We start from the raw sequence: 25,118 nt of genomic DNA, 5'->3' as shown, positions 1-25,118 counted from the left end.
ATGTACGTCCGGGTCCCCGCAGCGCTGTCCGGCCTGCTCCTGCTGGTGTGGTTCCCGCTGATCAGCGGGATGGTGGAGCGGCGTTACCGCCTGGGCACCGGATTGTCTCCGGAGGGCTTCCTGGCCCGCTGGCTGCTGATCACCGCCGTGCTCTTCGGCGGCTCGGCGCTGCTGCTGGCGATGGGGGTCCCCCCGCTCGAGCGAAGCCGAGAGTGGGGGAGGCTGCGCAGGGCGACGAAGCAGCGCCCCCCGGCCGTCCACTGACCGACAGCCCTCCACCCGGCCCTGCGGGCGTGCCGCAGCAGGGCCGGGGTGCCGAGCCGCGCCCAGGGGAACGCGCCGTCCGATCCACAGCTGTGGATGACGTCGACGACCTGCACCTCGACGCGCTCGTCGATGTCCACCGGCGCTGTCTCGGCGATCAACAGGCCGCCGGGGGTGAGGAGTCCGGCCACCCGGTCCAGCAGGGCGCGCGGATCTCCGCCGATGCCGACGTTGCCGTCCATGAGCAGGACGGTGCCCCAGCGGCCCTCGCCGGGCAGGGAGTCGAAGACGGAGCGCCGCAGTGCCTGGCCCCCGAGCCGTACGGCGTGGTGGACGGCGGTCTCGCTGACGTCGATGCCGAGGACGGTCCGGCCGCGCGCGGCGAGTTCCGCGACGAGCCGCCCGGGTCCGCAGCCGACGTCCAGCACGGCACCCTCGCACCGGTTCAGTACGTCCAGGTCGACCGGGTCGGCGTGCGCGCACCAGCGTTCGACGTCGAGCGGCAGCAGCCAGCCGTCGGCGCGGCGCAGGAACAGTGGGCCCCGACCGGCACGCAGGGCGGTGGCGTAGGGGGCGGCGGCGGCCCAGGCCGCGGGCGTCGTGGTCATGGGCGCGTCACCGCCCGGCACCGGGCCAGCCTGGCCGCGAACTTCCCGCGCGGGGCCAGAGCGGCGACGGCGTGGGCGTCCGCTGCCGTGTCGACGTCCCGCAGCAGGGGCATGTCCCGCACGCGCAGCCCCGCGCGCACCAGCCGCTCCCGTTGTGCGGCGCCGGTGACCGGCGTCGACATGGGCACGCCCCGGAGCAGGGCGGGATCGGGCTCGGCCAGCCCGAGGGCCCAGAAGCCGCCGTCCTCGGCCGGACCGAAGTACGCGTCGCAGCCGGTGAAGCCGACGGTGAGCAGCTCGGGCGTCACCTGCGGGGTGTCCATGCCGATCAGCAGAGCGGGGCCGTCGCACCCGGCGAAAGCGGCCGCGAGCCGTTCGTCGAGACCGCCCGCGCACTGCCGTACGACGTCGAAACCGGGCGGAAGCCAGGGACCGGGAGTGCCGTCCAGCACGAGGACGCGGCGGGCGGCGGGCGTTGCCGCCACGGTCCGCAGGGTGTCGGCGAGGGCTGCCTCCGCGAGCGCCGCCGCTTCCGACGGCGTGAACGGCGGGGTGAGCCGGGTCTTGACGCGGCCCGGCACCGGCTCCTTGGCGATGACGAGGAGAGTGGTCACCGGGGCGTCCTCTCGCGTACGGGGGCTTCGTTCAGCACGCGGCTCATGTCCCGTACCGCCTGCCAGGTGCCGCGCCAGGTGCCCGTCACCTTCGAGGCGCCGGTGCGGGGCAGGTAGGGGACGTCGTGCTCGGTGATGCGCCAGCCCGCGTCGGCGGCGCGCACCACCATCTGGAGCGGGTAGCCGCTGCGCCGGTCGGTGAGGCCGAGCGCGAGCAGGGGCTCTCGGCGGCCGGCGCGCAGGGGGCCGAGGTCGTGCAGGCGCAGACCGGTGCGGCGGCGCAGCAGCAGGCTGAGCGCGAGGTTGCCGGCGCGGGCGTGCGCGGGCCACGCGCCGCGGCCGCTGGGCCGCCTTCGCCCGAGTACGAGGTCGGCGGAGCCCTCACGCACTTCGTGCACGAAGGGCGTGAGCAGTGCCGGGTCGAGGGAGGCGTCGCAGTCGCAGAAACAGACGACGTCGGCGGTCGCCGCGCCGAGCCCGGCCTGGCAGGCGGCGCCGAAACCCCGGCGGGGCTCGTGCACGACGGTCGCGCCGAGTGCGCGGGCGATGTCCGCGGAGCCGTCGGTGGAGCCGTTGTCGACGACGAGGGCCCGCCAGCCTGCCGGGATGCGGGCCAGGACCCAGGGGAGGGCCTCGGCCTCGTCGAGGCAGGGGAGCACGACATCCACGGTGTTCGTGTCGGTGGTCACGACTTTCACCCTACGAACACGAACGGGACATATCGGACTCCGGCTCCTTACGAAACAGGGACGTCGAAGGCTGTCGGGGTCTTCGGGGGCGGCGCGGTGCGACGCTGGAGGCATGCAGCAGTCGTACGAGGTCACAGGGCAGGCCGGGCGGATCCTGGTGGTCGATGACGACCCCACGGTCGCGGAGGTCGTCGCCGGCTACCTGGACCGGGCCGGATATGTCGTCGACCGGGCCGACGACGGTCCGGCAGCCCTGACCCGGGCCGCCGCACACTGGCCGGACCTGGTGGTGCTGGACCTGATGCTGCCCGGCATGGACGGCCTGGAAGTGTGCCGGAGGATGCGCGGCCGCGGGCCCGTGCCGGTCATCATGCTCACCGCGCGCGGCGACGAGGACGACCGCATCCTCGGCCTGGAGGTCGGCGCCGACGACTACGTCACCAAACCGTTCAGCCCGCGCGAACTCGTCCTCAGAGTGGAGTCGGTGCTGCGCCGCGCACGGCCCGAAGCGGGTGCACGGGCGCTGAGCGCGGCCGGCCTGACCGTCGACCCGGCCGCCCGCCGCGCCACCAAGAACGGCAGCGAACTCGCCCTCACCCTCCGGGAGTTCGACCTCCTCGCCTTCTTCCTGCGCAATCAGGGACGGGCGTACGGCCGCGAGGACCTGATGCGCGAGGTGTGGGGCTGGGACTTCGGCGACCTGTCCACGGTCACCGTCCACGTCCGCCGCCTGCGCGGCAAGGTCGAGGACGACCCGGCCCGGCCGCGGCTGATCCGGACGGTGTGGGGCGTGGGCTACCGCTTCGAACCCGACGGCGGGGAGGAGGACTGACCGTGCGCGACACCCTCCTCATCGCCCTGTACGCCTTCGTCGGCGCCGCCGTCACCGGCCTGGCCGGAGCCGGTGCGCTGCGCCTGCTGCGGCGCCGCTCACTCACCACGTCGCTCACCGTGGTCGCGGCGGTGGGAGTGGTCGCGATGCTCGCGGGCACGCTCGCCGTCGCCTGGGCGATGTTCCTGTCACCGCACGACCTCACCGTGGTGACGACCGTGGTGGCGATGGCGGCCGTGGTCTCCCTCGCGACCGCGCTGCTGCTGGGCCGCTGGGTCGTCGCTCGCAGCCGCGAACTCGCGGTGGCCGCCCGCTCGTTCGGCGACGGCGGTGACTTCTCCCCGCCCGACGGCCCCGCCACCGCCGAACTGGAGTCACTCAGCCGGGAGTTGGCGGCGACCAGCGCCAAGCTCGCCGAGTCCCGCGACCGGGAACGCACCCTGGAGACCTCCCGACGCGAACTGGTCGCCTGGATCTCCCACGACCTGCGCACCCCGCTGGCCGGCCTGCGTGCCATGTCCGAGGCGCTGGAGGACGGGGTCGCCGCCGACCCCGACCGCTACCTGAGGCAGATCCGCACCGAGGTCGAACGCCTCAACGGCATGGTCGGCGACCTCTTCGAACTCTCCCGCATCCACGCCGGAACCCTGCCCCTGAACCCCGCCAGGATCTCCCTGTACGACCTGATCGGCGACGCCCTCGCGGGCGCGGACCCGCTCGCCCGCGAGCACGGCGTACGGCTGGTCGGCGTTGACGTGAACGCCGCCGCCGTCCCGGTCGAGGTCGACGGCAAGGAGATGAGCCGCGTCCTCGGCAACCTCCTGGTCAACGCCATCCGCCGCACCCCCGCCGACGGTACGGTCGCGGTCGCCGCCGAGCGCTCGCCCGACGGCGTGGTCGTGTCCGTGACGGACGGCTGCGGCGGCATCCCCGAGGAGGACCTGCCCCGGGTCTTCGACACCGGCTGGCGCGGCACGCATGCCCGTACGCCCCCGGCGGGCGCGGGTCTGGGTCTGGCCATCGTCCGCGGGATCGTGGAGGCCCACCACGGGCGGGCCACCGTGCGCAACATCCCGGGCGGCTGCCGCTTCGAGGTGGTGCTGCCCGCCGCCGCTTCCTGAACACGGGCGGCACCACCGGTCCTACGCCCGCCGCATCCCGGCCCGCGCGAACTCCGCCATGCCCTCCTCGAAACCGACCTGGGGCTGCCAGCCGAACTCGGCCCGCAGCCGTGCGGAGTCCGCGGTGATGTGCCGGACGTCGCCCAGCCGGTACTCGCCGGTGACGACGGGCTCGGGTCCGCCGCACGCCGATGCCAGCGCCCGTGCCATCTCGCCCACGGTGTGCGGCTCACCGCTGCCGGTGTTGTAGGCGGTCAGCACCCCTGTCCGAGCCCCGCCCTCCAGCGCGGCCACGTTGGCGGCGGCCACGTCCCGTACATGGACGAAGTCCCGGCGCTGACGGCCGTCCTCGAAGACGCGCGGCGCCTCGCCCCGGGTGAGTGCGGACCGGAAGAAGGAGGCGACCCCGGCGTACGGGGTGTCGCGGGGCATCCGGGGCCCGTACACGTTGTGGTAGCGCAGCGACACCGCCGAGCAGCCCGTCGACCGGGCCCAGGCGGCGGCCAGGTGCTCCTGCGTGAGCTTGGTCGTGGCGTACACGTTCCGCGGATCGACCGGCGCGTCCTCCCCCACCAGCCCGGGAGCCGGCGGCTCCCCGCACACCGGGCACGCAGGCTCGAACCGCCCCGCGTCCAGATCGACGACGTCCCGCGGCCCCGGCCGCACCACCCCGTGCCGCCGACACTCGTACCGCCCCTCCCCGTACACGACCATCGACCCGGCCAGCACGAGACGCCGTACCCCCGCGTCGGCCATCGCGGCGAGCAGTACGGCGGTGCCCAGGTCGTTGCGCGAGACGTACTCCGCCGCGTCGGCGATCCCGTTGCCGAGCCCGACCATCGCCGCCTGGTGGCATACGGCGTCGACACCGGCCAGCGCGGCGGCGACCGCCGCAGGGTCCCGCACATCGGCGCCGGGATCCGTCCGGACGTCGTACACGACCGGCTCGTGCCCGTGGGCCGCGAGCGCCTCGACGACATGGGACCCGATGAACCCGGCACCGCCGGTGACCAGTACACGCATACGGCCACGCTAGGTCCGCGACGGCGCCGGACCCCGTGACCGGCCCGGCACGTCATCACTCCGTAAGACGTCGAAGGAGCGTGGGAAGGAGCGTGGGAAGGAGCGTGGGAAGGAGCGTGGGAAGGAGCGTGGGAAGGCGCGTGGGAAGGCGCGTGGGAAGGCGCGTCGGAAAGGGACAAACCGGCACCTCCGCGAGACGCTGCCGTACGCGCCCCTCATCGCCGCCCAGGGAGACCGTCATGGCAACGTCGCCTTCCCCCGCCCGCAACGACTCCTACCGCTTCGACGACCTCACCGCCCTGTTCATCAACTGCACGCTCAAGCCTTCCCCGCAGCTCAGCCACACCCAGGGACTGATCGACAAGAGCTCGGCGCTCATGATGGAGCGCGGTGTCACCACCTCCGAGATCCGGGCCGTCGACCATGACATCGCCGCCGGTGTGTATCCGGACATGACCGAGCACGGCTTCGCGGCCGACGAATGGCCCGCGCTGTACGAGCGGGTGATGGCCGCCGACATCCTGGTCCTGGCCGGCCCGATCTGGCTCGGCGACAACAGCTCCGTCACCAAGAAGGTCATCGAGCGCCTCTACGCCTGCTCCTCGCTGCTCAACTCCCAGGGCCAGTACGCCTACTACGGCCGGGTCGGCGGCTGTCTGATCACCGGAAACGAGGACGGCGTGAAGCACTGCGCGATGAACGTCCTCTACAGCCTCCAGCACCTCGGCTACACGATCCCGCCCCAGGCCGACGCCGGCTGGATCGGCGCGGCCGGCCCAGGACCGTCGTACCTCGACCCGGATTCCGGCGGCCCGCAGAACGACTTCACCAACCGCAACACCGCCTTCATGACCTGGAACCTGATGCACCTCGCAGCCCTGCTCAAGCGCTCGGGCGGCGTCCCCGCCCACGGCAACCAGCGCTCCGAGTGGGACGCCGGCTGCCGTGCCGACGCGGCCAACCCCGAACACCGCTGAGACGCTCACGATCCGCAGGTGGCCGTCGTCGCGCGAATGAGCATGGTCAGCTGGAAAGCAAGCAGCCATGGACGGGCTGACCGCGCAAGTGCGCGCTCACACTGGCGGGCTCTCCGGTCTGGGCAACAAGGAACCCCCGGGTCCCTGACCTGGGGGTTTCGCATGGAGCGGGTGACGAGAATCGAACTCGCGCGCCTCAGGCCTTGCCCCGTGAGAGCGGGTTCCGCACAGCTGTTGTCCGCCCTTAAGGGCACGCCATGGGCAGGGCGCCGTGACCGGTATTACGAAGTGGCCGGTGCGTCGGCTCCGGTCGACAGGGCGAGCAGGAGGGGCTTGGTCGCGATCGTCATCTCGGTCGGCGTTCGCGGGCACCCGCGCTGCAGCCAGTCGGTGGCCACGCCGATGAGCGCGCCGGCGACGAATGCCGCGGGCACGTCGTGCGGGATCACGGACGCGTCCGTGGTGTCCGGCGTCGGGGTGTCGTCCGTGGCGGGAATCTGCCCGGAGGCGTGGGCGGCTGCCGTGGTGCGCAGCCGTACGTGCTCGATGACGCGTGCGCTTCCCGTCGGTCCGAGCAGGCTGCGGTAGAGGCCGGCGTGTTCGGCGAAGTGTGCGAAGAAGGCCGTCAGTGGCGGGTCGGGGTCCTCCGGGTTCTCCGAGGGGGTTGACGGGTTCGCACGGGCCGGGTCGATGGTGAGGACCACCCCGATCAGGTCGTCGATCATCGAGGTGCAGGCGGCCTCGGCCAGTTCGTGCACGTCCTGGTAGTGGGCGTAGAACGTCGAGCGGTTCACCTCGGCCCGATCGACGACGTCGGCGACGCCGATCTGTGAGAGGTCGCGCTCCTCGACGAGGTCGATCAGGGCGCGCTGCAGGGCTGCCCGGCTGCGCCGTACGCGTCGGTCGCCCGGCTGGGCGCTGCTGCTCGTGGTCATGGACATCCTCCGTAGCCTACCGCGCCCCACTCCAAAAACTCCAACGAATGTCGGTTTGCGGTCGAGTGTTGGACAACCAACAGATGTGGGTTAACGTGAGTCTGGAACGTCGCCGCGACGGACAACGGCCTCATCCATGCCGTGCACCGACCAGGAAGCGGTGCACGGCCACAGAGCAGACGGAGAAGGACATGAAGGGTTTGAAGGGCAAGCGGATCGTCATTGCCGGGGCTACCGCCGGGATCGGGGCGGCAACGGCCGAGCGGCTCTCGGAGGAGGGTGCCTCGGTCGTCATCGGTGGCAGAAACCTCGATGCCGGGCAGGTGCTGGCCAGGCGTCTGAACGAGGCCGGCGGCAAGGCGATCGCGGTGAAGTTCGACCTGGCCGACGAGGACTCGATCAAGGCGCTCATTGATACGTCCGCCACCGAACTCGGCGGGATCGACGGGCTGTTCAACGTCGGTGCCGAGCTCTCGGCCCAGCACCTGGCCCGGGACAAGAACCTGCTGGACATGGATGTGGCCGTGTGGCGGCGCACCTTCGAGGTGAACCTGTTCGGCTACGCCATCGCCATCCGTGAGGTCATCCCCCACCTGCTGCAGCAGGGCGGCGGGGCGATCCTCAACACCTCGGCGGGCGCGGCCTGGATCGGTGAGGCCGAGCGCCCGGCCTACGGGGCGTCCAAGGCCGCCATCAACTCGCTGGCCCGGCACGTCGCTTCTGCCTGGGGCAAGCAGAACATCCGCGCCAACACCCTCGGGGTCGGCGTGACCCTGACCGAAATCGCGCAGGAGCAGATCGGCGAGGAGTGGCAGGCCCGGATTCTGGCCACGATGCGCAGTCCGCGACTGGGCAAGCCCGCGGATGTGGCCGCGGCCGCCGCCTTCCTGCTGTCCGACGACGCGGAGTGGGTCAACGGACAGGCCTGGGCGGTCGACGGCGGCCTGACCATCCGCGACTGAAGCGCCCCACTGGCCGGGGTGACCGCACTCCTACAACGCCCCCCGCCCTCGATCACCGACCCCCATCAGCGCCGTCGGTGGGCCGCCCAGCGCCCGGTTCGCCGGCTGACGACGGCCATGCGTCGGCGGCTGGGCCCGACACGACCGGATGCCGCGTCCAGCCCGCCCCACCTGCTCACCATCCCCCTTGTGTATCCGCAGTTCGAGAAATTGGAGCGTCATGAACCTCAACCTCACCAGCAAGACCGCTGTCGTCACCGGAGCCAGCCGGGGCATTGGACTGGCCACCGTCCGGACCCTGATCGGCGAGGGTGTCCGTGTCGTGGGCGCCGCCCGTACCGTCACGCCCGAGTTGAAGGAGACCGGTGCGCATGCGGTGTCGGCGGACCTGGGCACCGCGGAAGGGGTCTCCGCTCTCATCGACGGCGCGCTGGCCGAGCTGGGCGGCATCGATCTGCTGGTGAACAACGTGGGCGGCGGGGACGGGGCGACCGTCGGCTTCCTCGACGTCGCCGAGTCCGAGTGGACCAGCGCGTTCGACATGAACGTGCTCAGCACCGTCCGTGCCACCCGGGCGGCCCTGCCCAGCCTGATCGAGCGCCGGGGAGCGATCGTCAACGTCTCGTCCATCATGGCCCTGATGCCCGGAGGCTTCCCGCCCGCCATCAGCTCGGCCAAGGCGGCGGTCACCGCGATCGGCAAGGCGCTGTCCGAGGAGTTCGGTCCCCAGGGTGTACGGGTGAACACCATTTCCCCCGGCCTGGTCAACACCTCCGTCTACTCGGACCCGGGCGGCGCGGTTGCCCAGTGGGCCGCCGCGTCCGGCATGAGTCTTGCCGACTTCCGCCAGCAGATGGTGAAGGGCCAGAACGTCACGACCGGCCGCATGACCGAAGCGGAGGAAGTGGCGGCCCTGATCGCGTTCCTCCTGTCCGACGTGGCCGGAAACATCACCGGCGCCGACTACGTCATTGACGGCGGCACCGTCAAGACCGTCTGAATTCGACTGGCGAAGTTGTTGACGTGTGCACTCCGAACGAAGGCCGACTTCTGTCGTAGGTGAGCGCGACGGTACGGGTGGGCATGGCCGAGGACTTGACGTCGTCCCCGCTGATACGGCGCAGGACCGGACCGCTCTCGTCCACGGCGCCTTGGGCAAGGGGCTGGTGCAGGGGAGCCGCGACTTGGCGGCGTCGCGCCGAGCGACTCACGCACCCATCCCCGGGGCGACGTCAATCACAGTGGATTCGGGAAATGTCCGTCCGGTGCCGGCGCTCGTCGAAGGGTGCTGCTCTTCCCGCTGATTTGTTTTCCCGGTCGCGCTCATGCATGGGCGGCGAGTGTAGCCACAGCCGGTACTGCGGGTGTGTCCGAAACAAACCAGGCGACCGCCATGCCACGGGGGTGTGACGCCAGGCTCCGTCAGTGCGCTGGACAAGGTGGCTACGGGGAAGTGTGCCAACGGAAAGACCAGCCTTGACGACGATCCAGCACAGCCGGGCGGGAAGACGGCAGGCCATGCGGCGGATCCGGCTGCGACGTTCTCCCGTCGCACCGTTGCTGGTGCTTGCCTGGACGGGCGCGGCGGCCGTGCTGTGGCTGTGGTGGCGGGGCACCCCCGCCGTCGCCGCGACCACCGCCGACCGGCTGACGAACGCGGGCCGGATCACCGGACTGCTCGCCGGCTATGTGATCGCCCTGGTGATCGCCCAGATGGCGCGGGTCCCGACCCTCGAGCGCCGGGTCGGGTCCGACCGCGTGGTGCGATGGCACGCGAGAAGCGGCCGCTACGCGCTGACCCTGACCCTCGCCCACGTCGTGCTGATCCTTTACGGATACGCGCTGCAGGCGAACACCGGCATCGTGGCGCAGACGGTCTCCGTCGTCACCGGCTACCCGAGGATGATCGAAGCGGCCGTCGGCACGGTGCTGCTGTTCTTCGTCGGCTTCGTGTCCGCCGGTGCAGTGCGCCGCCGTATGCGCTACGAGCTCTGGTACTACCTGCATCTGCTCACCTATGGCGCGGTCTACCTCGCCTTCTGGCACCAACTCGCCACGGGCAGTGAGTTCGTCGGCAACACCACCGCCCGCGCGGCCTGGTACGCCCTGTACCTCACGGTCGGCGCCCTCCTGCTGTGGTACCGCTTGCTCACCCCGGTACGGCTCAACCTCCGGCACCGCATGCGGGTCGATTCGGTCGTCCAGGAGGCGCCGGGCGTGGTCTCCCTGCTGATCCGCGGCCGGCGACTGCACCGACTGGGCGCCGAGGCGGGCCAGTTCTTCCGCTGGCGGTTCCTCACCAAGGGACTGCGGTGGAGCACCAACCCGTACTCGCTGTCGGCGCCGCCCCGCCCCGACCTGCTGCGGATCACCGTCAAGGCCGTCGGCGGACACAGCGCGGCGCTGGCAGGGCTGCGGCCGGGAACGCGTGTGTGGGCGGAAGGGCCGTATGGGGCGATGACCGCCGGCCGCCGCAGCCGCGGCAAGGTGCTGCTGCTCGCGGCCGGAGCGGGCATCACGCCGCTGAGGGCACTGTTCGAGACGCTCCCCGGCGCACCGGGAGACCTGACCTTGCTCTACCGGGCCCGTACGGCGGAGGAACTGGCGCTGCGGGACGAGCTGGAGGCGATCGCGGACGCGCGCGGGGCGCAGCTGCTGTACGCCGTGAACAAACCCGACGGCCGCCGGACGCCGATCACCGCGAAGATGCTGCGCAGGATCCTGCCGGACATCGCACGTCACGACGTGTACCTGTGCGGGCCGCCGGGGCTGGCCGAGGAGTCGTACGCCGCACTTCGCGAGGCAGGTGTCCCGCACCGCCGAATCCACCACGAGTCGTTCGAGTTCTGAGGCGGAGCCGTGACAGTTCGTACTGCTGATGCGCTGGTGGTCCAGTGAGGAAGAAACATCCGTTCCGCCACGCGCTGCTGGCCACGGTCGGCACCGTCTCCGGCATCGTGCTGCTGCTCGCACTCAAGCCGACCACGGACCCGTCACTGGCACGGGCCCAGCCGGTGATCACGTCGAGCGCCGCGTCCCCCTCCGCCTCGGCGTCCTCGCACTCCGCGTCCTCGCACTCCGCGTCCTCGCACTCCGCGTCCGCGTCACCCTCGCCGTCGAGGACGCCCAGGCAGAAGCACACCGCCGCGAGCGCGCAGCCGTCGCACACGCCGTCGGCCGCCCCCGCGCAGACCGGCAGCGCCTCCTCCGCACCCAGGACCACCTCGGCCGCACCCACCACGCGTACCGTCACCGGGGCCACCGCCCAGACGAAGTACGGACCGGTCCAGGTACGGATCACCCTCACCGGCAGCAAGATCACCGGGGCGACCGCGGTCCAGTCTCCCGACGAGACGGCCCGGAGCAAGGACATCAACTCCACGGCCGTCCCCAAGCTCAACCAGGAGACGCTGCAGGCGCAGAGCGCGAACATCGACACGGTGTCCGGCGCCACGTACACCAGCGAGGGCTACAAGCAGTCCCTGCAGAGCGCCCTGGACCTGGCCGGAGTTTAGGCCACTGACCTGGGTTTCATCGTGGAGCGGGTGACGAGAATCGAACTCGCGCTCTCAGCTTGGGAAACGACGGCGCCTGGGCGGGCTCTGATTGCTCTGACCAGCGGAGATACCTGGTGCTTGGGGTGCCCTTGTGGGTCGGATTGCACCGCTGTTGACCGTGGTTTTCCGTTCTTACGGGCACGCTGAGGGCACGGAATCCCGGAAGGGGGAGGCCAGTGCCACTGAGGGGACAACTCCGCACGGGCCGCCCCGCGCGGAGATCGGCTGTTGAAGCCGCGTTGCGGCTGCATGGCACGCACCAGCCTGCGGCACTGGATTCCTCCGTCATCCGGTCCGAAGCCCGTGCACTTGCCACCCGCTATGCCATTTTCAATGGCATACTCGAAGCGTGACCGATGACGACGTGGACTTCCTGCCTGGCGACGGCCCCACCAGCGGTATCTCCGTCACGCTGACCGCCGGAACTCTGCAGGCCATCCGCGAGCGAGTCGGCAAGCGGGGCGTCTCGGCCTACCTGGAGAAGGCGGCCCAGCGGCAGATCGAGCGGGACAACCTGGACGAGCTGATCGCGGACTTCGACAAGGTGCACGGACCGGCCGACCCCGAGGCCGTGGCAGCCAAGCGCGCCCGGCTGACCGGTGGCGCTTCACATGCTGGGGCGGCCGCGTGAGCGGTGCCCTGGTCCTGGACAGCGAGGGCCTGGCGAAGGCCGTACAGCGTGATCGGGAAATCCACGAGTGGCTGACGGCGGCTCGCGACGCGGACCTGCCGGTGATCACCTCAGCCGCCGTGCTGGTCGAGGTGATCCACCCGAAGATCAACGACGCCGCACTGAAGTGGACCCTGTCCCGCCTGAGTGTCGAGCCGGTGACCCAGGCCGTCGCGCAATCCGCTGCCGCTTTGCTGCGAGCAGCGGGGCTGCACGGCCACAAGTACGCCATCGACGCCATGCTGTGCGCGACCGCCCTGCAGCATCCCGGCCGGGTGACGATGCTGACTTCCGGTGCAGAAGACATCGGGCTGCTCACTGCCGAGCATCCACGCGTGAATGCGGAGAAGGTCTGAGCCGAGACGCCTGTAGAGACGGCGCTCGCTGTGCGGAGGTCGCCATGACGCTGACCGTGCTGGTTGTTCCGTCGCCGTACCAGGCACACGCACCAGGAAGGCGGTCAATGCTGCTCGTCTCCTGGCGGATACGCTCGACCTCGCGCTCCAGGCGCTCGAAGTCGGCTTCCTCGTCGCCGTCGTCGCTGAAGGTGAATTCTTCGAGCAGGCGCTGGAACCGGAGCGTGACCTGGACGAGGGAGGAGACGTCCGTGTGGAGTTCCTGCGCGGTCTCCTCGTCGGCGTCGAGGGCGTGCACCTTGCCGGAACCGGGGTCGAGGTGGGCGTTGAGCAGCCAGCCGATGACGGGCCATTCGCCCGCATCCTCCGAGGCGTCCTCGAAGTCCTCGGCGTCGACGACGTCCTGGACGAGGGGTAGCAGGCTGTCGTCCTCGTCGGGCTGACGCAGCAGGAGCGTCCCGGTGGGGACGCCGACGGTCTGCAGGAGGCGGGCGCCCTCGGTGTCCGCTGTGGAGGGCGGGAAGGCTGTGGCGGGCAGGGTCGCGAGCCGGTCCTCGCCGAAGATGTCGGCGAGTTGGCTGCGGGTGGCGTCGAAAAGCACTGCCGGAACTCCGAGTCTGAGGAAACCGGCACGGGCGGCGGTCCAGAAGACACGCCGTCCACGGACCGGCACGGCGGGCGTGCGGGGGCGCAGCAGCGTACTCCCGCCGCCGCCCGGAGTCGGCGGTGGACTGTGCAGCCTAGGGGCGACGGCGGATGGGTTTGAGGAGCTGGCGGTGGACCGGTTTCCGGGGTGGCGCGGATGCACCACGGCCAGCGGGATGCACAGCGCAGGACTGCCGCGTGCACCAGGCAGCAGCGGGTGTCCGTCAGCGGCCAGCACGACACCGGCGAGCTTTCGGACCACAAGGCTGAGGGCTCACGCACGTGGATCGCGCGAAGGCGCCCATGTGAAGCCGCAGGTCAGCGGTGGCCTCAGGCGCGGAGGTCGATGAGCGGTCGGCACTCGCCGGGCACTCGTGCCCTCCGCGTGCCCAATCTTCTGGCGTCCGGCAAGCCGAAATCTCTTCAAGAAGAGCGGGTGACGAGAATCGAACTCGCGCTCTCAGCTTGGGAAGCGACGGCGCTTGGGCGGGCATATGGCGTTGACCTGCGCAGACTCGATGTGATGCTGAGGGTGTGGGGGCCTCGTGACACCGTGTCGGCCGTGGTTGTCCGCTCTTACGGGCACGCTGCGGGCACGGCTTCGAAGGGTGGCACGCGGAGCGAGCGCGAGTACGAGTACGAGTGGCGGTCGGTAGGTGCCGGACGTCGGGGCCTGCGCGGTCAGGAGCCTTCCGCCGGAACGTCCGCGGCACGCGGTTCTTCCTGCCGTGGCAGCGCCCGGCGGGTACGGACCGGGGAGAGGAGGACGGGCAGGAACGCCGTCGCCAGGAGGGCACCGCCCGCCCAGAGGGTGGTTCGCAGGGTTGTCAGTTCGCCGAGCAGGCCGGCCACCGCGGCACCGACCGCTAGTGCGCCGGTGAGCAGGAAGCGGAAGGTGGCGTTCATCCGGCCGAGGAGGTGGTCCGGCGTCATGTGCTGGCGCAGGCTGACACCGAGGACGTTGTCCATGCCGATCTTGAGCATGGCCAGCAGCCAGCCCACCCCCGCCACCCACAGCCAGGCGCCGCGGTCGACGAGCGGTACGAGCAGTCCCGCAGGCGCCAGGCAGAGGCCGGCGAGGGCGAGGGCACGTCCATGGCCGAGGCACGCGGCGATGGGGCGGGCCCAGCGGGCGCCGAGGAGGAGACCGGCTCCACCCGCTGCCCAGAAGAGGCCCAAGGCACCTGCGGGGTAGTGGAGTTGGCGGACGAACAGTACCGGGAGCATGGTGTTGATAATCTGGGTGCCGAGATTGCTGAGTGCCGCGGTGAGGGCGAGGGCTCTGAGTTCCCTGTTGCCGAGGACGTGCCGCAGTCCCTCGGCGATCTGTGCTCTCAACCGGGTGGGCCGACCTCGGACGGTCAGGGGCGGTGCCGGTGTGCGATGGACGGCGGTGAGCCGCAGCGCGGAGGCCAGATACGCTGCCGCCGCGCAGGCCACGGCCACCGGTGCCGTGAGCAGTTGGACGAGTCCTCCGCCGGCGCCTCGCCCGGCGACGTTGCCGGCGGCGATGAGGCTCACCACCGCGGCGTTCGCCCGTACAAGGCCGTCACGGCCGACTAGTTGGGGCAGCACGCTCTGTGAGCCGACGTCGAAGAACACAGTGGCACAGCCGGTCAACAGTACGACCATGTAGAGGTGGCCGAGCGTGAGGGCGTCCAGCCACCAGACCAAGGGGATCGAGGCGAACAGCGCCGCACGGGTCAGATCGGCGGCGATCAGCACCGCACGATGGCGCATTCTGTCCACCCACGCTCCGGCGGGGAGACCGATGAGCAGAAAGGCGACGGTGCTCAGCGCGGCGAGCGCGCCGACCTGGCCGGGAGTGGCGTCGAGCGCGGACACGGCGATGAGCGGGACGGCGACGTAGGTGGTGCTGGTGCCGAGCTGGCTCAGGGCCGTCGAGGCGAACAGGGTGCGGAAGTCCCGTACGCGCCAAGGAGAGCCGGGCCGCACGGACTCCTTCGCCGATGACCGTGAGGTGGTTCGCGGCGTGCGGTGTCGCATCGTGGTCACTTACCGGGTCCGGGAGCGGTGAGCCCCGCAGCGCTCGCCCTCGCCGAGGGCGACGGCCCGCGTTTCCGCCACCGGGTGGCCGCGACGCCGGCGAGCACGATGGCCGCCCCGGCGATGACACGCGGGCCGAGTTCCTCGTCGAGGACGATCGCCCCCAGTGCCACCGAGACAACGGGCAGGAGATAACCGACGGCGGCCGCGCTGGTCGCTCCCTCGTCCGCGATGAGCCGGTAGCTGAGGTAGAAGGTGAACCCCGTGCTGAAGACCCCGAGGACGGCGACGGCGAGTACGGCCCGCGGAGCGATGTCCATGTGCGTCGTGCCGTCGGCCAACGCGGCCGGAGCGGAGAGCGCGGTGGCGGCGACGAGCTGGGCCGCCGAGAGAGCCAGGGGGCCGGTTCCCCGACCGGTCAGCCGGCTCCCCATGTAGGCGAAGCCGACCGCGTAGCTCGCCGACGCCCCGAGCAGCGCGAGCGCGCCCCCGCTCAGGAGTCCGGTCGCCTCCCAGGGGGCGAGGATGACCAGCGTTCCGGCGAATCCGAGCACCAGTCCGCCCAGGCGGACCGGATGCGTTCCGCGTTCCGTGCCGATGGCGAAGCCGATCAGCACGGACCACAGCGGAGTCGTCGCGTGCAGCACGCCGGCCGGCCCGGAGTCGACGGTCTGCTCGCCGATGCCGAAGAGGAGGAACGGCAGTGCGTTGCAGAAGAGGGCGGCCACGACGAGGCGCGCCCACGTTCCGCGGTCCCGTGGCAGCGACTGGCGCGCGGCGCGGGCCAGGACGAGCAGGACGGCCGCGCCGAGAGCGGAGCGGACGAAGGCGATCTGGAAGGGCGTGAGGCCGCTGTCGAGAGCGAGCTTGATCCACAGAAACGCCGACCCCCACAGCAGTGCGAGCGCGGTCATCCGTATGAGCGAGCCACCTCGGCCGTCGATCACTCTTCGCCTCCCTACGAGATCGTTCGGCTTCGAATGCTGCCGGGGCAGGTCACAACAGGACAAGCGCAAAGTTCTGCAAGACCTTTAAGCTCTGCTACATGCTTGATGTGCGGCGTATGCAGGTCCTCCGGGCGGTCGTCACCAGCGGGTCGATCACCGCGGCAGCCGCGAACCTGGGGTACACCCCGTCCGCGGTCAGCCAACAGGTGGCGGCACTGGAGAAGCAGGCCGGCATTCCGCTGCTGGCACGGGTCGGGCGCGGCGTCGAGCCGACGGAAGCGGGCCGATTGCTCAGTGAGTACGCGGCTGTCATCAGCAGGCAGGTGACCGCGGCGGAGACGGCGCTGGCCGACCTGCGGGCCCGCATCACAGGCGTGCTGTCGATCCGCTACTTCGCCACGGCCGGCGCCACCCTCGTGGCGCCCGCGCTCGCCCGGCTCCGGCAGGAGCACCCCGGCCTCCGGCTCGACCTCGGGATGACCGACCCCCAGGACCCGCTGACCGAGGTGACGGAGGGCCGGGCCGACCTCGCCGTGGTGGTCCGGCCGCGCGGCCGGACCCACGAAGGCGTTCACCTCGTCCATCTGCTCGACGACCCCTATCGCGCGGTCCTCCCCGCAGGGCACCCGCTCGCCGCCAAACGGGTGCTTGACCTGACCGACCTCGCCCACGAGTCCTGGGTCCGCGGCGACGGCCCCGGCCCCTGTCTGGACCCCGTGATCGAAGGCTGCGCGGCGGCGGGCTTCAGCCCGAACTTCGTGGTGGAGAGCGAGGACCACACCACGACGCAGGGGTTCGTCGCCGCCGGCCTGGGGATCGGCCTCATCCCGACCATGGGGTTGACGCACCGTCACCCCGCCGTCGTCGTACGCAAGGTGCGGGGGCCGGAACCGGTCAGGGTCATTCAGGCAGCGGTGCGGGAGGCGTCGTCCGGCCGCCCCGCACTCCGAGGGCTGCTCGCGGGGCTCCGGCACGTGGCGCAGGAACTTGCTCCAGCTGTTGAGCGTGGTCTCCCTGAGCGGTTTCGATGAGTCGCTTGCGCAGCAGGGCGGCTCCGGTTCCGGAGAGTCAGTCCGCGAGCGTACGCAGTCCGGCGTGGATGATGCGCAGCGCCTCGATGCCGGCGTGCCGGCGCCCCGACGAGGAGCGGCAACGGGAGGTCGCCGCCGGGCTCGATGGCCTGGGGCGGGCCGAGCGTGCGAAGCACCACAGCGACGACCCTGCCCGCCAACCCACGCACCACAACGAGGAGGCTGCCGAGAGCCAATGGTGCGGTTGTGGTGCGCGCTCCGCGCACCGGTCTAGACAACAAAGAACCCCTGGGTCTCTGACCTGGGGGTTCATCATGGAGCGGGTGACGAGAATCGAACTCGCTCAAGTGTGATTGCCGCGCGTCTGTCCACGTCTGCACAGGCATCCGTCCGCGCGGTGCATCTGAAGGCCATGTCGTCGCGTCGGCGTACGAGGTGATTCCGGGCACTCCCTGACGATCTCCCCCCGAAGCGCGTGCAGCACACGGTGCGGCCTCCGCCGTACTCGTCCGTGGCCCAGCCTGCTCACGCATCGCCCCCCTTCGTTCGCCTGTCGACCCATGCTAAGTTACGACTAGTAACCTACTGGTCGTAACTTAATGGGGTCGGTGAGATGGCGAACAGCAGCAGAGTTCTCGTGGTGGGCGGATACGGCACGGTGGGGATGCTCATCAGCGATCTGATCGCCCGTAGACATCCAGACGTGGACGTGGTCGTCGGAGGCCGGCGCTTCTTCAAGGCGGAAGCGGCGGCACGGCTCCATGGCCTCGCGGGCGGGGTACGGATCGACGTCACGGACGACGATCCGCTCGCCACCGTCGACCCGCTTCCGGACGCGGTCCTGGTGGCCGTCAACGATCACGACGACCGTCTGCTCCACTCCGCCGCCCGGCGGGGCATCCCTCTCGTCGACATCGCCCGCTGGCTGGACCGCGTCGAGGACGCGCACCGGGCCCTGGCATCGGAAACGGTGACCGCCCCGGTCGTCCTCGCCTCCGGCTGGATGGCGAGCGCGGCCGCGGTGACCGTGGCGGCACACGGCGGAAGCGCACCGGCCGACCATGTCGACATCGACATCCTGTTGAGCCTCCAGGACAGGACCGGCCCCGACTCCGCGACCGGCTTCGTCGACGTGCACCGGCCCTTCGAGCTCTGGAAGAACGGTGAGCCGCGCACCGTGCGAGGCATGTCCGAACCTCGCACGGTCACCTTCGGCAACGGCCGGACCCGTACCTGCCGCCTCTTCAGCAGCCCCGAGCAGGCGACCCTGGTGACCGCCGGTCACGCGCGAGGTGTCTCGGTGCGCATGGCCTTCGACCACCGTCCCACCAACTCGGCGTTCGCCGCGCTGGTGAACTCCGGTCTGTGGGCGAGGCTTTCGAAGGAGCGCAGGTTCGGGATCCTGCACAGTCCGGCAGAGAAGGACGGCGTTTCGCACGAGTTCGTCGTCACCGTCGAAAACGGCCCGTCCACCCGCACGATCCTGGTCAAGGACCCCGAAGGACAGGCTCATCTCACGGCGGTCGGCGCGGTGACGCAGCTGGAACGCGTGCTGGGGCTGAACGATCGCGACCGGCCCGATCCGGGGATCTCCTTCCCCGAAGGCGCGAAGGACGTCGCGGCCGATGTCGCCGCCATGGAGTCGATGGGCGTGCGGTTCACGGAACTCTCCCGAAGCCAAGCCGGTCCAGCCGCTCCGGCACGGACGGCATAAAGGACTGCGCGCACCTGGCCCGCCGGCCTCACCGCGCAACTGCTCCAGCCCAAGAGCGAGTCCCTGAGCCTGAGTCTGGGCGTCGAGTCGGCCAGCCGTATGAACGACTTCTTCGAGGCGTTCAACATCGGCACCGAGGCCCGCTCGTTCACCCATCTGGACCTGTCCGAGGACGACTACGGCATCAACGTCTGGCCCGACCTCGAAGGGTTCCGCGCGAAGACCGAGGCGTACTACGCCGAGGCGGGCCGGGTCGCGCGCACCCTCACCACGGTCTTCGCCGACGCCCTCGGCCTGCCGCACGACTTCTTCGCCGCCCTCACCGACCACTCCGTCGACGTGCTCCGGATGAACAACTACGCCCTGTCCGAAGGCGTGGTCACCCTGGACGGCGACCTGACGGGCATGGGCGAGCACACCGACTTCGGCCTCGTCACCGTGCTCTGGGCCGACCAGGTGGCCGGCCTCCAGGTCCTGGGCCTCGACGGGGTCTGGCACGACGTCGCTCCGGCGGACGGCGCCCTGCTGGTCAATCTCGGCGACCTGACCGCCCGGCTGACCAACGACCGCTGGATGTCGACCCTGCACCGGGTCAAGCCGCCGATCGTCGACGGCACCATCCAGCGCCGCCGCTCGGTCGCGTACTTCCACGACGGCAACATCGACGCCGCCATCTCCACGCTCCCGAGCCACCTGGACGCCGACAACGGCCTCGCCTACGAGCCCATCGTCGTCCGCGACCACATCAAGGCCAAGCTCGCCGGCTCCCGGCAGGGCAAGGCGAACACCGCCGCGGTCCGCGAAGCGGCCCGGGTGCTGGCCGCGGCGAAGGACGCTCCCGCGTAGGACGTCACGCCGGTGAAGTCCCGTTCCACCAGGGCCTGTTCGAGGCCCTTCCCTTCTGCGCGGCCATACCTGCTGCTAGGTTGGGCAGCGCAAGCGGCTAGCACGTGCTAGTTCCAGGTGTGCAAGGCTTCCGCTGCCCTTCCGCTGGACGACGACGCCTTCTGGAGGCGCCACATGACCCCCTTCGACACCGCCGTCGAAGCCGTACGAGCCGACGACCTCACCCCCGAGCAGGCGGCTGCGGACGTGTACGCCCTGCTCACCGATGACGAACGGCTCGGCCTGCTGGACGGGGACACCCCGTTCTGGCAGGGCCTGGGCATGATCCGCGCCGAGGGCTACAACTCCCGCCCGTATGTGCACGGTGCGGTCGACCGTCTCGGCATCCCGGGCATCCGCTTCGCCGACGGCCCGCGCGGCTGCGTACCCGGCCGGGGCACCGCCTTCCCGGTCTCCACGGCACGCGGCGCCACCTGGGACATCGCGCTGGAGGAGCGGGTCGGCGAGGTCATCGGCCGTGAAGTGCGCGCCCAGGGCGCCAACTTCTACGGCGGCGTGTGCGTGAACCTGCCCCGCCATCCCGCCTGGGGGCGCTTTCAGGAGACGTACGGCGACGACCCGTACCACCTGGGCGAGTTCGGCGCGGCCCTGACCCGCGGCACGCAGAAGTACGTGATGGCGTGCGTGAAGCACTACGCCCTCAACTCCATGGAGAACGCCCGCTTCACCGTCGACGTCACCGTGGCCGAAGACGTCCTGCACGACGTGTATCTCCCGCACTTCAAACGGGTGGTGGACGAGGGCGTCACCGGGGTGATGACCTCATACAACTCCGTCAACGGCGAGTGGGCCGGACAGCACCCCTACCTCCTGACCGAGGTGCTGCGCGAGCAGTGGGGCTTTCGGGGCATCACCGTCAGCGACTTCGTGTGGGGCTTCCGCGACCCCGCCAAGTCGCTTCAGGCGGGCCTGGACCTGGAGGAGCCCTTCGCCCAGCAGCGCACCACGCACCTGCGCGAGCGGCTGGACGCCGGGGCAACCTCGTGGGCGGCGGTCGAGCGGTCCGGTCTGCGGCTGCTGGCCGCCCAACTCCGCTCCTACGCCTCCCGGTCGGACGGCGACTTCGGCCCCGAGACCATGGCGACGGCAGAGGCCCGCGCCCTGGCCCGCACGGTCGCCGCCCGCGCCGTGGTCCTGCTGAAGAACGAGCCCGTGCAGGGCACCCCGGTCCTCCCGCTCGATCCGGCGCAGGTGACGTCCATCGCCGTGATCGGCCGCCTGGCGAACACACCCAACATGGGTGACCACGGCTCCTCCGACGTCCACCCGCCCAGTCACGTCACGCCCTTGGAGGGCATCAGGGCCGCCTTTCCCGGCGCCGAGATCACCCTGGTCGAGGACGACGGCCCGCTCCGCGCGGCCGAGGCGGCCCGCTCCGCACAGGTCGCACTCGTCGTCGCCGGGTACACCGCGGCCGACGAGGGCGAGTACGTGGGCCGTGACGCCACCGCCCGGCCCGAACTGCTCGCCCTGTTCCCGCCCGCGCCACCGCAGGTGCTGGAGGCCATGAAGGCGGGCGCGGCCACCTCCGAGCACACCGAGGCGATCACCGCGAACGGCGGCGACCGCACCTCGCTGACCCTGCGCCCCATCGACGAGGAGATCATCCGCGCGGTCGCCGCGGCCAACCCGCGCACCGTGGTCTGCGTCGTGGCCGCCGGTACGGTCCTCACCGAGTCCTGGCGGCACCACGTCCCGGCGATCCTGCTCACCTGGTACCCGGGCATGGAGGGCGGGCACGCGCTCGCCGACGTCCTCACCGGCGCCCACAACCCCTCCGGCCGCCTCCCGTTCGCCATCCCGACCTCGGCCGAGCACCTGCCGCCGTACGACCGCGACGCCACCGCCATCACCTACGGCCGCCTCCACGGCCAACGCCTCCTGGACGACCTCGGCGCACAGCCCGCCTACCCGCACGGCTACGGGCTCTCCTACACCACGTACACCATCGACAAGGCCACGACAGCCTCGGTCGAGGACATCGGGGCGCGCCTGACGGTACGGGTCACCAACACCGGCGGGCGCGACGGGCGGCACGTCGTCCAGGTCCACGGCCGCCACCCGCACGGCCCGCACCCCGACGAGAGGCCCCTCATAGGCTTCGCCACGGTCGAGGTCCCGGCCCGCGCCTCGGCCGTCGTCGAGGTCGAGACGTCCTTCCTGCCGCTCGCCCACTGGGACCCGGCAGCCCGGCTCCGCATCCCGCCCACCGCCGAGGAGATCGTCCTCACCGTGGGCTCGTACGCCAACGACCCGGACGCCGTGGTGCTGCGCCTGAACGGCTGACCTACGGCGGCTGCCTCACCGACGCGTGGACTCCCGGCGGACGAGGACGGCGTCCTCCAGCGATGCGCGGGGCGGCAGCGGCCGCCCGTCGAGGCGGTGGAGGACCAGAGCGGCGAAGGAACGGCCGAGAGCCGTCGTATCGATACGGACGGTCGACAGACCGGGCACGAAGACAGCGGCCGGCAGGGTGTCGTCGTGCCCGATCACCGCGAGCTGCCCGGGCACGTCGATGCCCGCGCGCACGGCGGCACCCACGACCACGGCGGCCGCGTCGTCGTTGAAGGCCGCGACGCCGGTGACCCCGGCCTCGCGCCACTCCCGTACGGCACGGTCGGCAGATCCGTCACGGTGGTCGACGTACCGGTGCCTGAGCGGCGGCAGCCCCAGGGAACGGGCCGCTTCCTGCGCGGCCCGGTACCGGGCGTCGACGAGGAAAGCCGGGCGGGCGGTGCGGTGGGTGACATAGGCGAGGTCCCGGTGTCCGCACGCGTACAGGTGCTCCACCTGAAGCCGCGGCCCCCTGCTGACGGCGACGGAGAGATCGACCGGCTCCGGGTCCACGGGATCGGGAACGATCTCCAGAACCCCGCAACGCCGCATGGAGGCGACGTCGTCCGCACTGAACGGGGTGATGCCATGGACGAGATCGGGATTCAGCGCCTCCCACAGCGGCCGCCCCCGGCCGCCGGTAGGACGCGTCTGCGTGACGAGGCAGTAGTCGTGCTCCGCCAAGGCCGACTCCACCGTCTCCAGATAGTCACGCAGACCCGCCGCGTCGATCGGCCAGTCCGGCAGCACGAGGAGAACGAGCCTGCTGCGGCCGCTGCGCAGGGTCCGGGCGGCACTGTTGGGCCGGTACCCGAGGCGCTGCGCGGCCTCCAGCACCCGCTCCCGCGTGCTCTCGGAGATCGTCTGCCCCTCGGTGCGGTTGAGGACGAAACCGACGGTCGCCCGCGACACCCCCGCCTCACGCGCGACATCCACGGCCGTCGCCCGCCGCGACGCCCCCGGCTCCGGCACCTTCCGCCCCACCTCGTCATAGGGGGACAACCCCCGGCCCGCCAACGCTACGGCGCCATGCTAGTTCGCGCCCACCCGCCATGGCCTGGCCCGGTGAGGGGCGTTGCCGTTCGCGGTCAGAGCCGGTTGTCCGCCGTGACCGCCGAGAACCCGTGCCCTACACGTGCCCAGTCTTCGTGGGCCCAGCGGCTGGTTCCTGCGGAGAAAACCTCGCCAATGCACAAGCCCCAGGCCGCTGACCTGGGGCTTCAAGAAGAGCGGGTGACGAGAATCGAACTCGCGCTCTCAGCTTGGGAAGCGACGGCGCTTGAAGCGGCGCAGGGCATCTGACCTGCGCATACGTACCCGGGTGTGGCGCTCGGGAGCGCACGATCGGACCGTAGTCGACCGTGGCTCACCGGTCTTATGGGCACGCAGTGGGCACGGCGCTCAGCGACGGGTGGGTGCCGCGTTGAAGGGGCCCACCTTTCGCACGGGGTCGTCCGCGTCGGGGCCGACTGTGCGGAGTCATCGCGTGTGCACATGGATGGCTGGCCCTTCCTGGGGTGCCGCCTGCCCTTGCCCGTGAGGTGGCGCTCTGGATCACCGACCGTCGCGCAGCTTCGTTTCTGTTCCGCCGAACAGGCCCCAGGGCACTCCATGGCAGCCCCCGGCCCGAGCTCACCTGCTGTCGCAGGGGATCGACCGCGCTTGAGCTTGCATCAGGAAACTGATCGGTTTACAGTCTCTGGAAACCGATCGGTTTCTCGTTCTCCTGGAGAGAGTCATGACTGTTTTGAAGGGCGCGAACGTCTTTGTCACCGGCGGCAGCCGCGGCCTCGGCAAGGCGCTGGTGGAGGAGCTGTACGCGCGCGGCGCCCGCAAGGTCTACGCCACGGCACGCGACCCGCGCAGCGTGACGCACCCCGACGCCGTCCCGGTCGCGCTGGAGGTCACCGACCCGGCCTCCGTGGCGGCCGCTGCCGCGCAGGCGCAGGACGTCACCGTGCTGATCAACAACGCCGGTGCCTCGGTCGGCGCCTCCTTCCTCGACGCCCCGGTCGACGACGTACGCCGGGAGTTCGAGACCAACTTCTACGGCCCGCTCCTGGTCGCCCGTGCCTTCGTGCCGGTCATCGAGGGCAACGGTGGCGGCCACCTTCTCAACGTGCACTCCGTGCTGTCCTGGCTGGCGCTCGGCGGCTCCTACAGCGCGTCCAAGGCCGCCCTGTGGTCGCAGACCAACTCCCTGCGCCTGGAGCTCCAGCCGCGCGGCATCGCCGTCACCGGCCTCCATGTCGGCTACGTCGACACGGACCTCGCGGCTGGCATCGAGGCGCCCAAGTCCGACCCCCGTGACGTCGCCGCACTCGCCCTCGACGGCGTCGAGACCGGCGCGTACGAGGTACTCGCCGACGACATCTCCCGACAGGTCAAGGCGGGCCTGGCGGGCGACCCGGCCGCGCTGTACCCCCAACTCGCCGAGTAGGCCAGTTTTCTGAGACCGGAAAGGGCATTGCGATGAGTGCGAGTTCAGAGACGAAGAAGTTCTACGCCCTGAACATGTTCGACGTGGTTGACCTGGAGAAATACCTTGCGTATTTCAGCCGCTTGCCCGAAGTGGCCCCGCAGTACGGTGGTCGAATGGTGGCGTTCGGCCGCTTCCGGGACAACGTGGCCGGTGACCTCACGCCACGGCAGGTGCTGTTCCTCGTTGAATGGGAGTCCGAAGAGGCGTTCAACCGCTTCCGGGACGATCCGGAACTGGCCGACCTGCATCCGCTGCGGGAGAGCGGGACGGCGTCCTACATCTGGCAGACGTTCGATGGTTCCGACATGAGTGACCCCACAGGCGTTTCGCTCGATGATGTCCTGGCGGTGCTCAAGCCTTAGCCTCCATCCTTTGTGAGGGCCCACCGGCGGAGTCGGTGGGCCCTTTCGCATTCCGGAGCGCAGGGGGGGGGTGGGCCGGCGA

Annotated in this window: 24 protein-coding genes; 15 read left to right on the top strand and 9 right to left on the bottom strand. The window is 70.8% G+C overall.

Annotation, left to right across the window (positions count from 1 at the left end):
• Nucleotides 1-83 precede the first annotated feature (83 nt).
• Genes ACLZN2_RS40550 through ACLZN2_RS40540 form a run of 3 tightly spaced genes read right to left on the bottom strand, consistent with a single transcriptional unit; the run spans nucleotide 84 to nucleotide 2,175 of the window.
• Entirely contained in the window at nucleotides 84-872 is a 789-nt protein-coding gene (locus ACLZN2_RS40550) for a class I SAM-dependent methyltransferase (RefSeq protein WP_416984672.1), read from the bottom strand.
• Nucleotides 869-1,486 (bottom strand): TIGR04282 family arsenosugar biosynthesis glycosyltransferase, encoded by a 618-nt coding sequence (locus ACLZN2_RS40545; protein ID WP_416984671.1) that lies wholly within the window; start codon nucleotides 1,484-1,486, stop codon nucleotides 869-871. Before ACLZN2_RS40545 ends, ACLZN2_RS40550 begins: the two co-directional genes overlap by 4 nt.
• Nucleotides 1,483-2,175: a glycosyltransferase family 2 protein gene (locus tag ACLZN2_RS40540; protein WP_416984669.1), complete on the bottom strand. Its 693-nt coding sequence runs from the start codon at nucleotides 2,173-2,175 to the stop codon at nucleotides 1,483-1,485. Before ACLZN2_RS40540 ends, ACLZN2_RS40545 begins: the two co-directional genes overlap by 4 nt.
• A 112-nt stretch (nucleotides 2,176-2,287) precedes the next feature.
• Between ACLZN2_RS40540 and ACLZN2_RS40535 the strand changes: the two genes are divergently transcribed.
• Entirely contained in the window at nucleotides 2,288-3,007 is a 720-nt protein-coding gene (locus ACLZN2_RS40535) for a response regulator transcription factor (protein ID WP_416984667.1), read from the top strand.
• A gap of 2 nt (nucleotides 3,008-3,009) precedes the next feature.
• On the top strand, nucleotides 3,010-4,128 hold the full coding sequence (locus tag ACLZN2_RS40530; RefSeq protein WP_416984666.1) for a sensor histidine kinase: 1,119 nt from the start codon (nucleotides 3,010-3,012) through the stop codon (nucleotides 4,126-4,128).
• Nucleotides 4,129-4,149: 21 nt separating this feature from the next.
• Here ACLZN2_RS40530 and ACLZN2_RS40525 read toward each other — a convergent pair whose 3' ends face one another.
• Nucleotides 4,150-5,151 (bottom strand): NAD-dependent epimerase/dehydratase family protein, encoded by a 1,002-nt coding sequence (locus ACLZN2_RS40525; protein ID WP_416984665.1) that lies wholly within the window; start codon nucleotides 5,149-5,151, stop codon nucleotides 4,150-4,152.
• A gap of 239 nt (nucleotides 5,152-5,390) precedes the next feature.
• Here ACLZN2_RS40525 and ACLZN2_RS40520 point away from each other — a divergent pair, with 239 nt between their 5' ends.
• Nucleotides 5,391-6,128: a flavodoxin family protein gene (locus tag ACLZN2_RS40520; RefSeq protein WP_416984664.1), complete on the top strand. Its 738-nt coding sequence runs from the start codon at nucleotides 5,391-5,393 to the stop codon at nucleotides 6,126-6,128.
• 281 nt (nucleotides 6,129-6,409) lie between these two features.
• Here the strand turns inward: ACLZN2_RS40520 and ACLZN2_RS40515 are convergent, their stop codons facing one another.
• Complete coding sequence (locus tag ACLZN2_RS40515; protein WP_416984662.1) at nucleotides 6,410-7,063, bottom strand: TetR-like C-terminal domain-containing protein; 654 nt, start codon at nucleotides 7,061-7,063, stop codon at nucleotides 6,410-6,412.
• A gap of 191 nt (nucleotides 7,064-7,254) precedes the next feature.
• Between ACLZN2_RS40515 and ACLZN2_RS40510 the strand changes: the two genes are divergently transcribed.
• From ACLZN2_RS40510 to ACLZN2_RS40485, 6 genes are all read left to right on the top strand, one after another.
• On the top strand, nucleotides 7,255-8,025 hold the full coding sequence (locus ACLZN2_RS40510) for an SDR family NAD(P)-dependent oxidoreductase (protein ID WP_416984661.1): 771 nt from the start codon (nucleotides 7,255-7,257) through the stop codon (nucleotides 8,023-8,025).
• Between the two features lie 220 nt (nucleotides 8,026-8,245).
• A complete protein-coding gene (locus ACLZN2_RS40505) occupies nucleotides 8,246-9,025 on the top strand; it encodes an SDR family oxidoreductase (RefSeq protein ID WP_416984660.1) in 780 nt (259 codons plus the stop codon).
• Nucleotides 9,026-9,543: 518 nt separating this feature from the next.
• Nucleotides 9,544-10,875 (top strand): ferric reductase-like transmembrane domain-containing protein, encoded by a 1,332-nt coding sequence (locus ACLZN2_RS40500; RefSeq protein WP_416984697.1) that lies wholly within the window; start codon nucleotides 9,544-9,546, stop codon nucleotides 10,873-10,875.
• A 44-nt stretch (nucleotides 10,876-10,919) separates the two neighbouring features.
• Entirely contained in the window at nucleotides 10,920-11,540 is a 621-nt protein-coding gene (locus ACLZN2_RS40495) for an FMN-binding protein (protein ID WP_416984659.1), read from the top strand.
• Between the two features lie 391 nt (nucleotides 11,541-11,931).
• A complete protein-coding gene (locus tag ACLZN2_RS40490; RefSeq protein WP_360346029.1) occupies nucleotides 11,932-12,213 on the top strand; it encodes a hypothetical protein in 282 nt (93 codons plus the stop codon).
• Complete coding sequence (locus ACLZN2_RS40485; protein ID WP_416984658.1) at nucleotides 12,210-12,608, top strand: PIN domain-containing protein; 399 nt, start codon at nucleotides 12,210-12,212, stop codon at nucleotides 12,606-12,608. The genes ACLZN2_RS40490 and ACLZN2_RS40485 overlap by 4 nt, the downstream gene beginning before the upstream one ends.
• Here the strand turns inward: ACLZN2_RS40485 and ACLZN2_RS40480 are convergent.
• The 3 genes from ACLZN2_RS40480 to ACLZN2_RS40470 all read right to left on the bottom strand — a co-directional run bounded on the left by ACLZN2_RS40480 (nucleotide 12,568) and on the right by ACLZN2_RS40470 (nucleotide 16,174).
• Nucleotides 12,568-13,209: an SUKH-4 family immunity protein gene (locus ACLZN2_RS40480; RefSeq protein WP_416984657.1), complete on the bottom strand. Its 642-nt coding sequence runs from the start codon at nucleotides 13,207-13,209 to the stop codon at nucleotides 12,568-12,570. The genes ACLZN2_RS40485 and ACLZN2_RS40480 overlap by 41 nt on opposite strands.
• 725 nt (nucleotides 13,210-13,934) lie before the next feature.
• The gene (locus ACLZN2_RS40475) at nucleotides 13,935-15,209 is read right to left on the bottom strand and encodes an MFS transporter (protein ID WP_416984656.1); all 1,275 of its coding nucleotides are present in this window, start codon (nucleotides 15,207-15,209) and stop codon (nucleotides 13,935-13,937) included.
• Nucleotides 15,210-15,265: 56 nt separating this feature from the next.
• A complete protein-coding gene (locus ACLZN2_RS40470; protein ID WP_416984655.1) occupies nucleotides 15,266-16,174 on the bottom strand; it encodes a DMT family transporter in 909 nt (302 codons plus the stop codon).
• A 131-nt stretch (nucleotides 16,175-16,305) separates the two neighbouring features.
• Between ACLZN2_RS40470 and ACLZN2_RS40465 the strand changes: the two genes are divergently transcribed.
• The 4 genes from ACLZN2_RS40465 to ACLZN2_RS40450 all read left to right on the top strand — a co-directional run bounded on the left by ACLZN2_RS40465 (nucleotide 16,306) and on the right by ACLZN2_RS40450 (nucleotide 22,144).
• On the top strand, nucleotides 16,306-17,238 hold the full coding sequence (locus ACLZN2_RS40465) for a LysR family transcriptional regulator (RefSeq protein ID WP_416984654.1): 933 nt from the start codon (nucleotides 16,306-16,308) through the stop codon (nucleotides 17,236-17,238).
• Nucleotides 17,239-17,851: 613 nt separating this feature from the next.
• The gene (locus ACLZN2_RS40460; protein ID WP_416984653.1) at nucleotides 17,852-18,952 is read left to right on the top strand and encodes a hypothetical protein; all 1,101 of its coding nucleotides are present in this window, start codon (nucleotides 17,852-17,854) and stop codon (nucleotides 18,950-18,952) included.
• A 99-nt stretch (nucleotides 18,953-19,051) separates the two neighbouring features.
• On the top strand, nucleotides 19,052-19,798 hold the full coding sequence (locus tag ACLZN2_RS40455; RefSeq protein WP_416984652.1) for an isopenicillin N synthase family dioxygenase: 747 nt from the start codon (nucleotides 19,052-19,054) through the stop codon (nucleotides 19,796-19,798).
• Between the two features lie 174 nt (nucleotides 19,799-19,972).
• Nucleotides 19,973-22,144, top strand: coding sequence for a glycoside hydrolase family 3 protein (locus ACLZN2_RS40450; RefSeq protein ID WP_416984650.1), 2,172 nt, complete (start codon nucleotides 19,973-19,975; stop codon nucleotides 22,142-22,144).
• A 15-nt stretch (nucleotides 22,145-22,159) separates the two neighbouring features.
• On the opposite strand, the gene ACLZN2_RS40445 is transcribed toward ACLZN2_RS40450, so the two are convergent.
• Nucleotides 22,160-23,164: a LacI family DNA-binding transcriptional regulator gene (locus ACLZN2_RS40445; RefSeq protein ID WP_416984649.1), complete on the bottom strand. Its 1,005-nt coding sequence runs from the start codon at nucleotides 23,162-23,164 to the stop codon at nucleotides 22,160-22,162.
• 766 nt (nucleotides 23,165-23,930) lie between these two features.
• On the opposite strand from ACLZN2_RS40445, the gene ACLZN2_RS40440 reads away from it, so the two are divergent.
• Complete coding sequence (locus ACLZN2_RS40440; RefSeq protein WP_416984647.1) at nucleotides 23,931-24,632, top strand: SDR family oxidoreductase; 702 nt, start codon at nucleotides 23,931-23,933, stop codon at nucleotides 24,630-24,632.
• 32 nt (nucleotides 24,633-24,664) lie between these two features.
• Complete coding sequence (locus ACLZN2_RS40435) at nucleotides 24,665-25,036, top strand: DUF1330 domain-containing protein (protein ID WP_416984646.1); 372 nt, start codon at nucleotides 24,665-24,667, stop codon at nucleotides 25,034-25,036.
• Nucleotides 25,037-25,118: the final 82 nt, after the last annotated feature.

The organism is Streptomyces sp. T028, assembly GCF_048159505.1.
GTDB lineage: Bacteria > Actinomycetota > Actinomycetes > Streptomycetales > Streptomycetaceae > Streptomyces.
The sequence above is the reverse complement of the archived record's forward strand: the minus strand, read 5'-3'. Positions and strand labels throughout refer to the sequence as shown.

What these genes read in the sequence shown, in the direction of transcription:
- ACLZN2_RS40550 (WP_416984672.1), bottom strand. Translation starts at nt 872, where the DNA reads ATGACCACGACGCCCGCGGCCTGGGCCGCCGCCGCCCCCTACGCCACC.
- ACLZN2_RS40535 (WP_416984667.1), top strand. Translation starts at nt 2,288, where the DNA reads ATGCAGCAGTCGTACGAGGTCACAGGGCAGGCCGGGCGGATCCTGGTG.
- ACLZN2_RS40525 (WP_416984665.1), bottom strand. Translation starts at nt 5,151, where the DNA reads ATGCGTGTACTGGTCACCGGCGGTGCCGGGTTCATCGGGTCCCATGTC.
- ACLZN2_RS40520 (WP_416984664.1), top strand. Translation starts at nt 5,391, where the DNA reads ATGGCAACGTCGCCTTCCCCCGCCCGCAACGACTCCTACCGCTTCGAC.
- ACLZN2_RS40515 (WP_416984662.1), bottom strand. Translation starts at nt 7,063, where the DNA reads ATGACCACGAGCAGCAGCGCCCAGCCGGGCGACCGACGCGTACGGCGC.
- ACLZN2_RS40510 (WP_416984661.1), top strand. Translation starts at nt 7,255, where the DNA reads ATGAAGGGTTTGAAGGGCAAGCGGATCGTCATTGCCGGGGCTACCGCC.
- ACLZN2_RS40505 (WP_416984660.1), top strand. Translation starts at nt 8,246, where the DNA reads ATGAACCTCAACCTCACCAGCAAGACCGCTGTCGTCACCGGAGCCAGC.
- ACLZN2_RS40500 (WP_416984697.1), top strand. Translation starts at nt 9,544, where the DNA reads ATGCGGCGGATCCGGCTGCGACGTTCTCCCGTCGCACCGTTGCTGGTG.
- ACLZN2_RS40470 (WP_416984655.1), bottom strand. Translation starts at nt 16,174, where the DNA reads ATGACCGCGCTCGCACTGCTGTGGGGGTCGGCGTTTCTGTGGATCAAG.
- ACLZN2_RS40465 (WP_416984654.1), top strand. Translation starts at nt 16,306, where the DNA reads ATGCTTGATGTGCGGCGTATGCAGGTCCTCCGGGCGGTCGTCACCAGC.
- ACLZN2_RS40460 (WP_416984653.1), top strand. Translation starts at nt 17,852, where the DNA reads ATGGCGAACAGCAGCAGAGTTCTCGTGGTGGGCGGATACGGCACGGTG.
- ACLZN2_RS40455 (WP_416984652.1), top strand. Translation starts at nt 19,052, where the DNA reads ATGAACGACTTCTTCGAGGCGTTCAACATCGGCACCGAGGCCCGCTCG.
- ACLZN2_RS40450 (WP_416984650.1), top strand. Translation starts at nt 19,973, where the DNA reads ATGACCCCCTTCGACACCGCCGTCGAAGCCGTACGAGCCGACGACCTC.
- ACLZN2_RS40440 (WP_416984647.1), top strand. Translation starts at nt 23,931, where the DNA reads ATGACTGTTTTGAAGGGCGCGAACGTCTTTGTCACCGGCGGCAGCCGC.
- ACLZN2_RS40435 (WP_416984646.1), top strand. Translation starts at nt 24,665, where the DNA reads ATGAGTGCGAGTTCAGAGACGAAGAAGTTCTACGCCCTGAACATGTTC.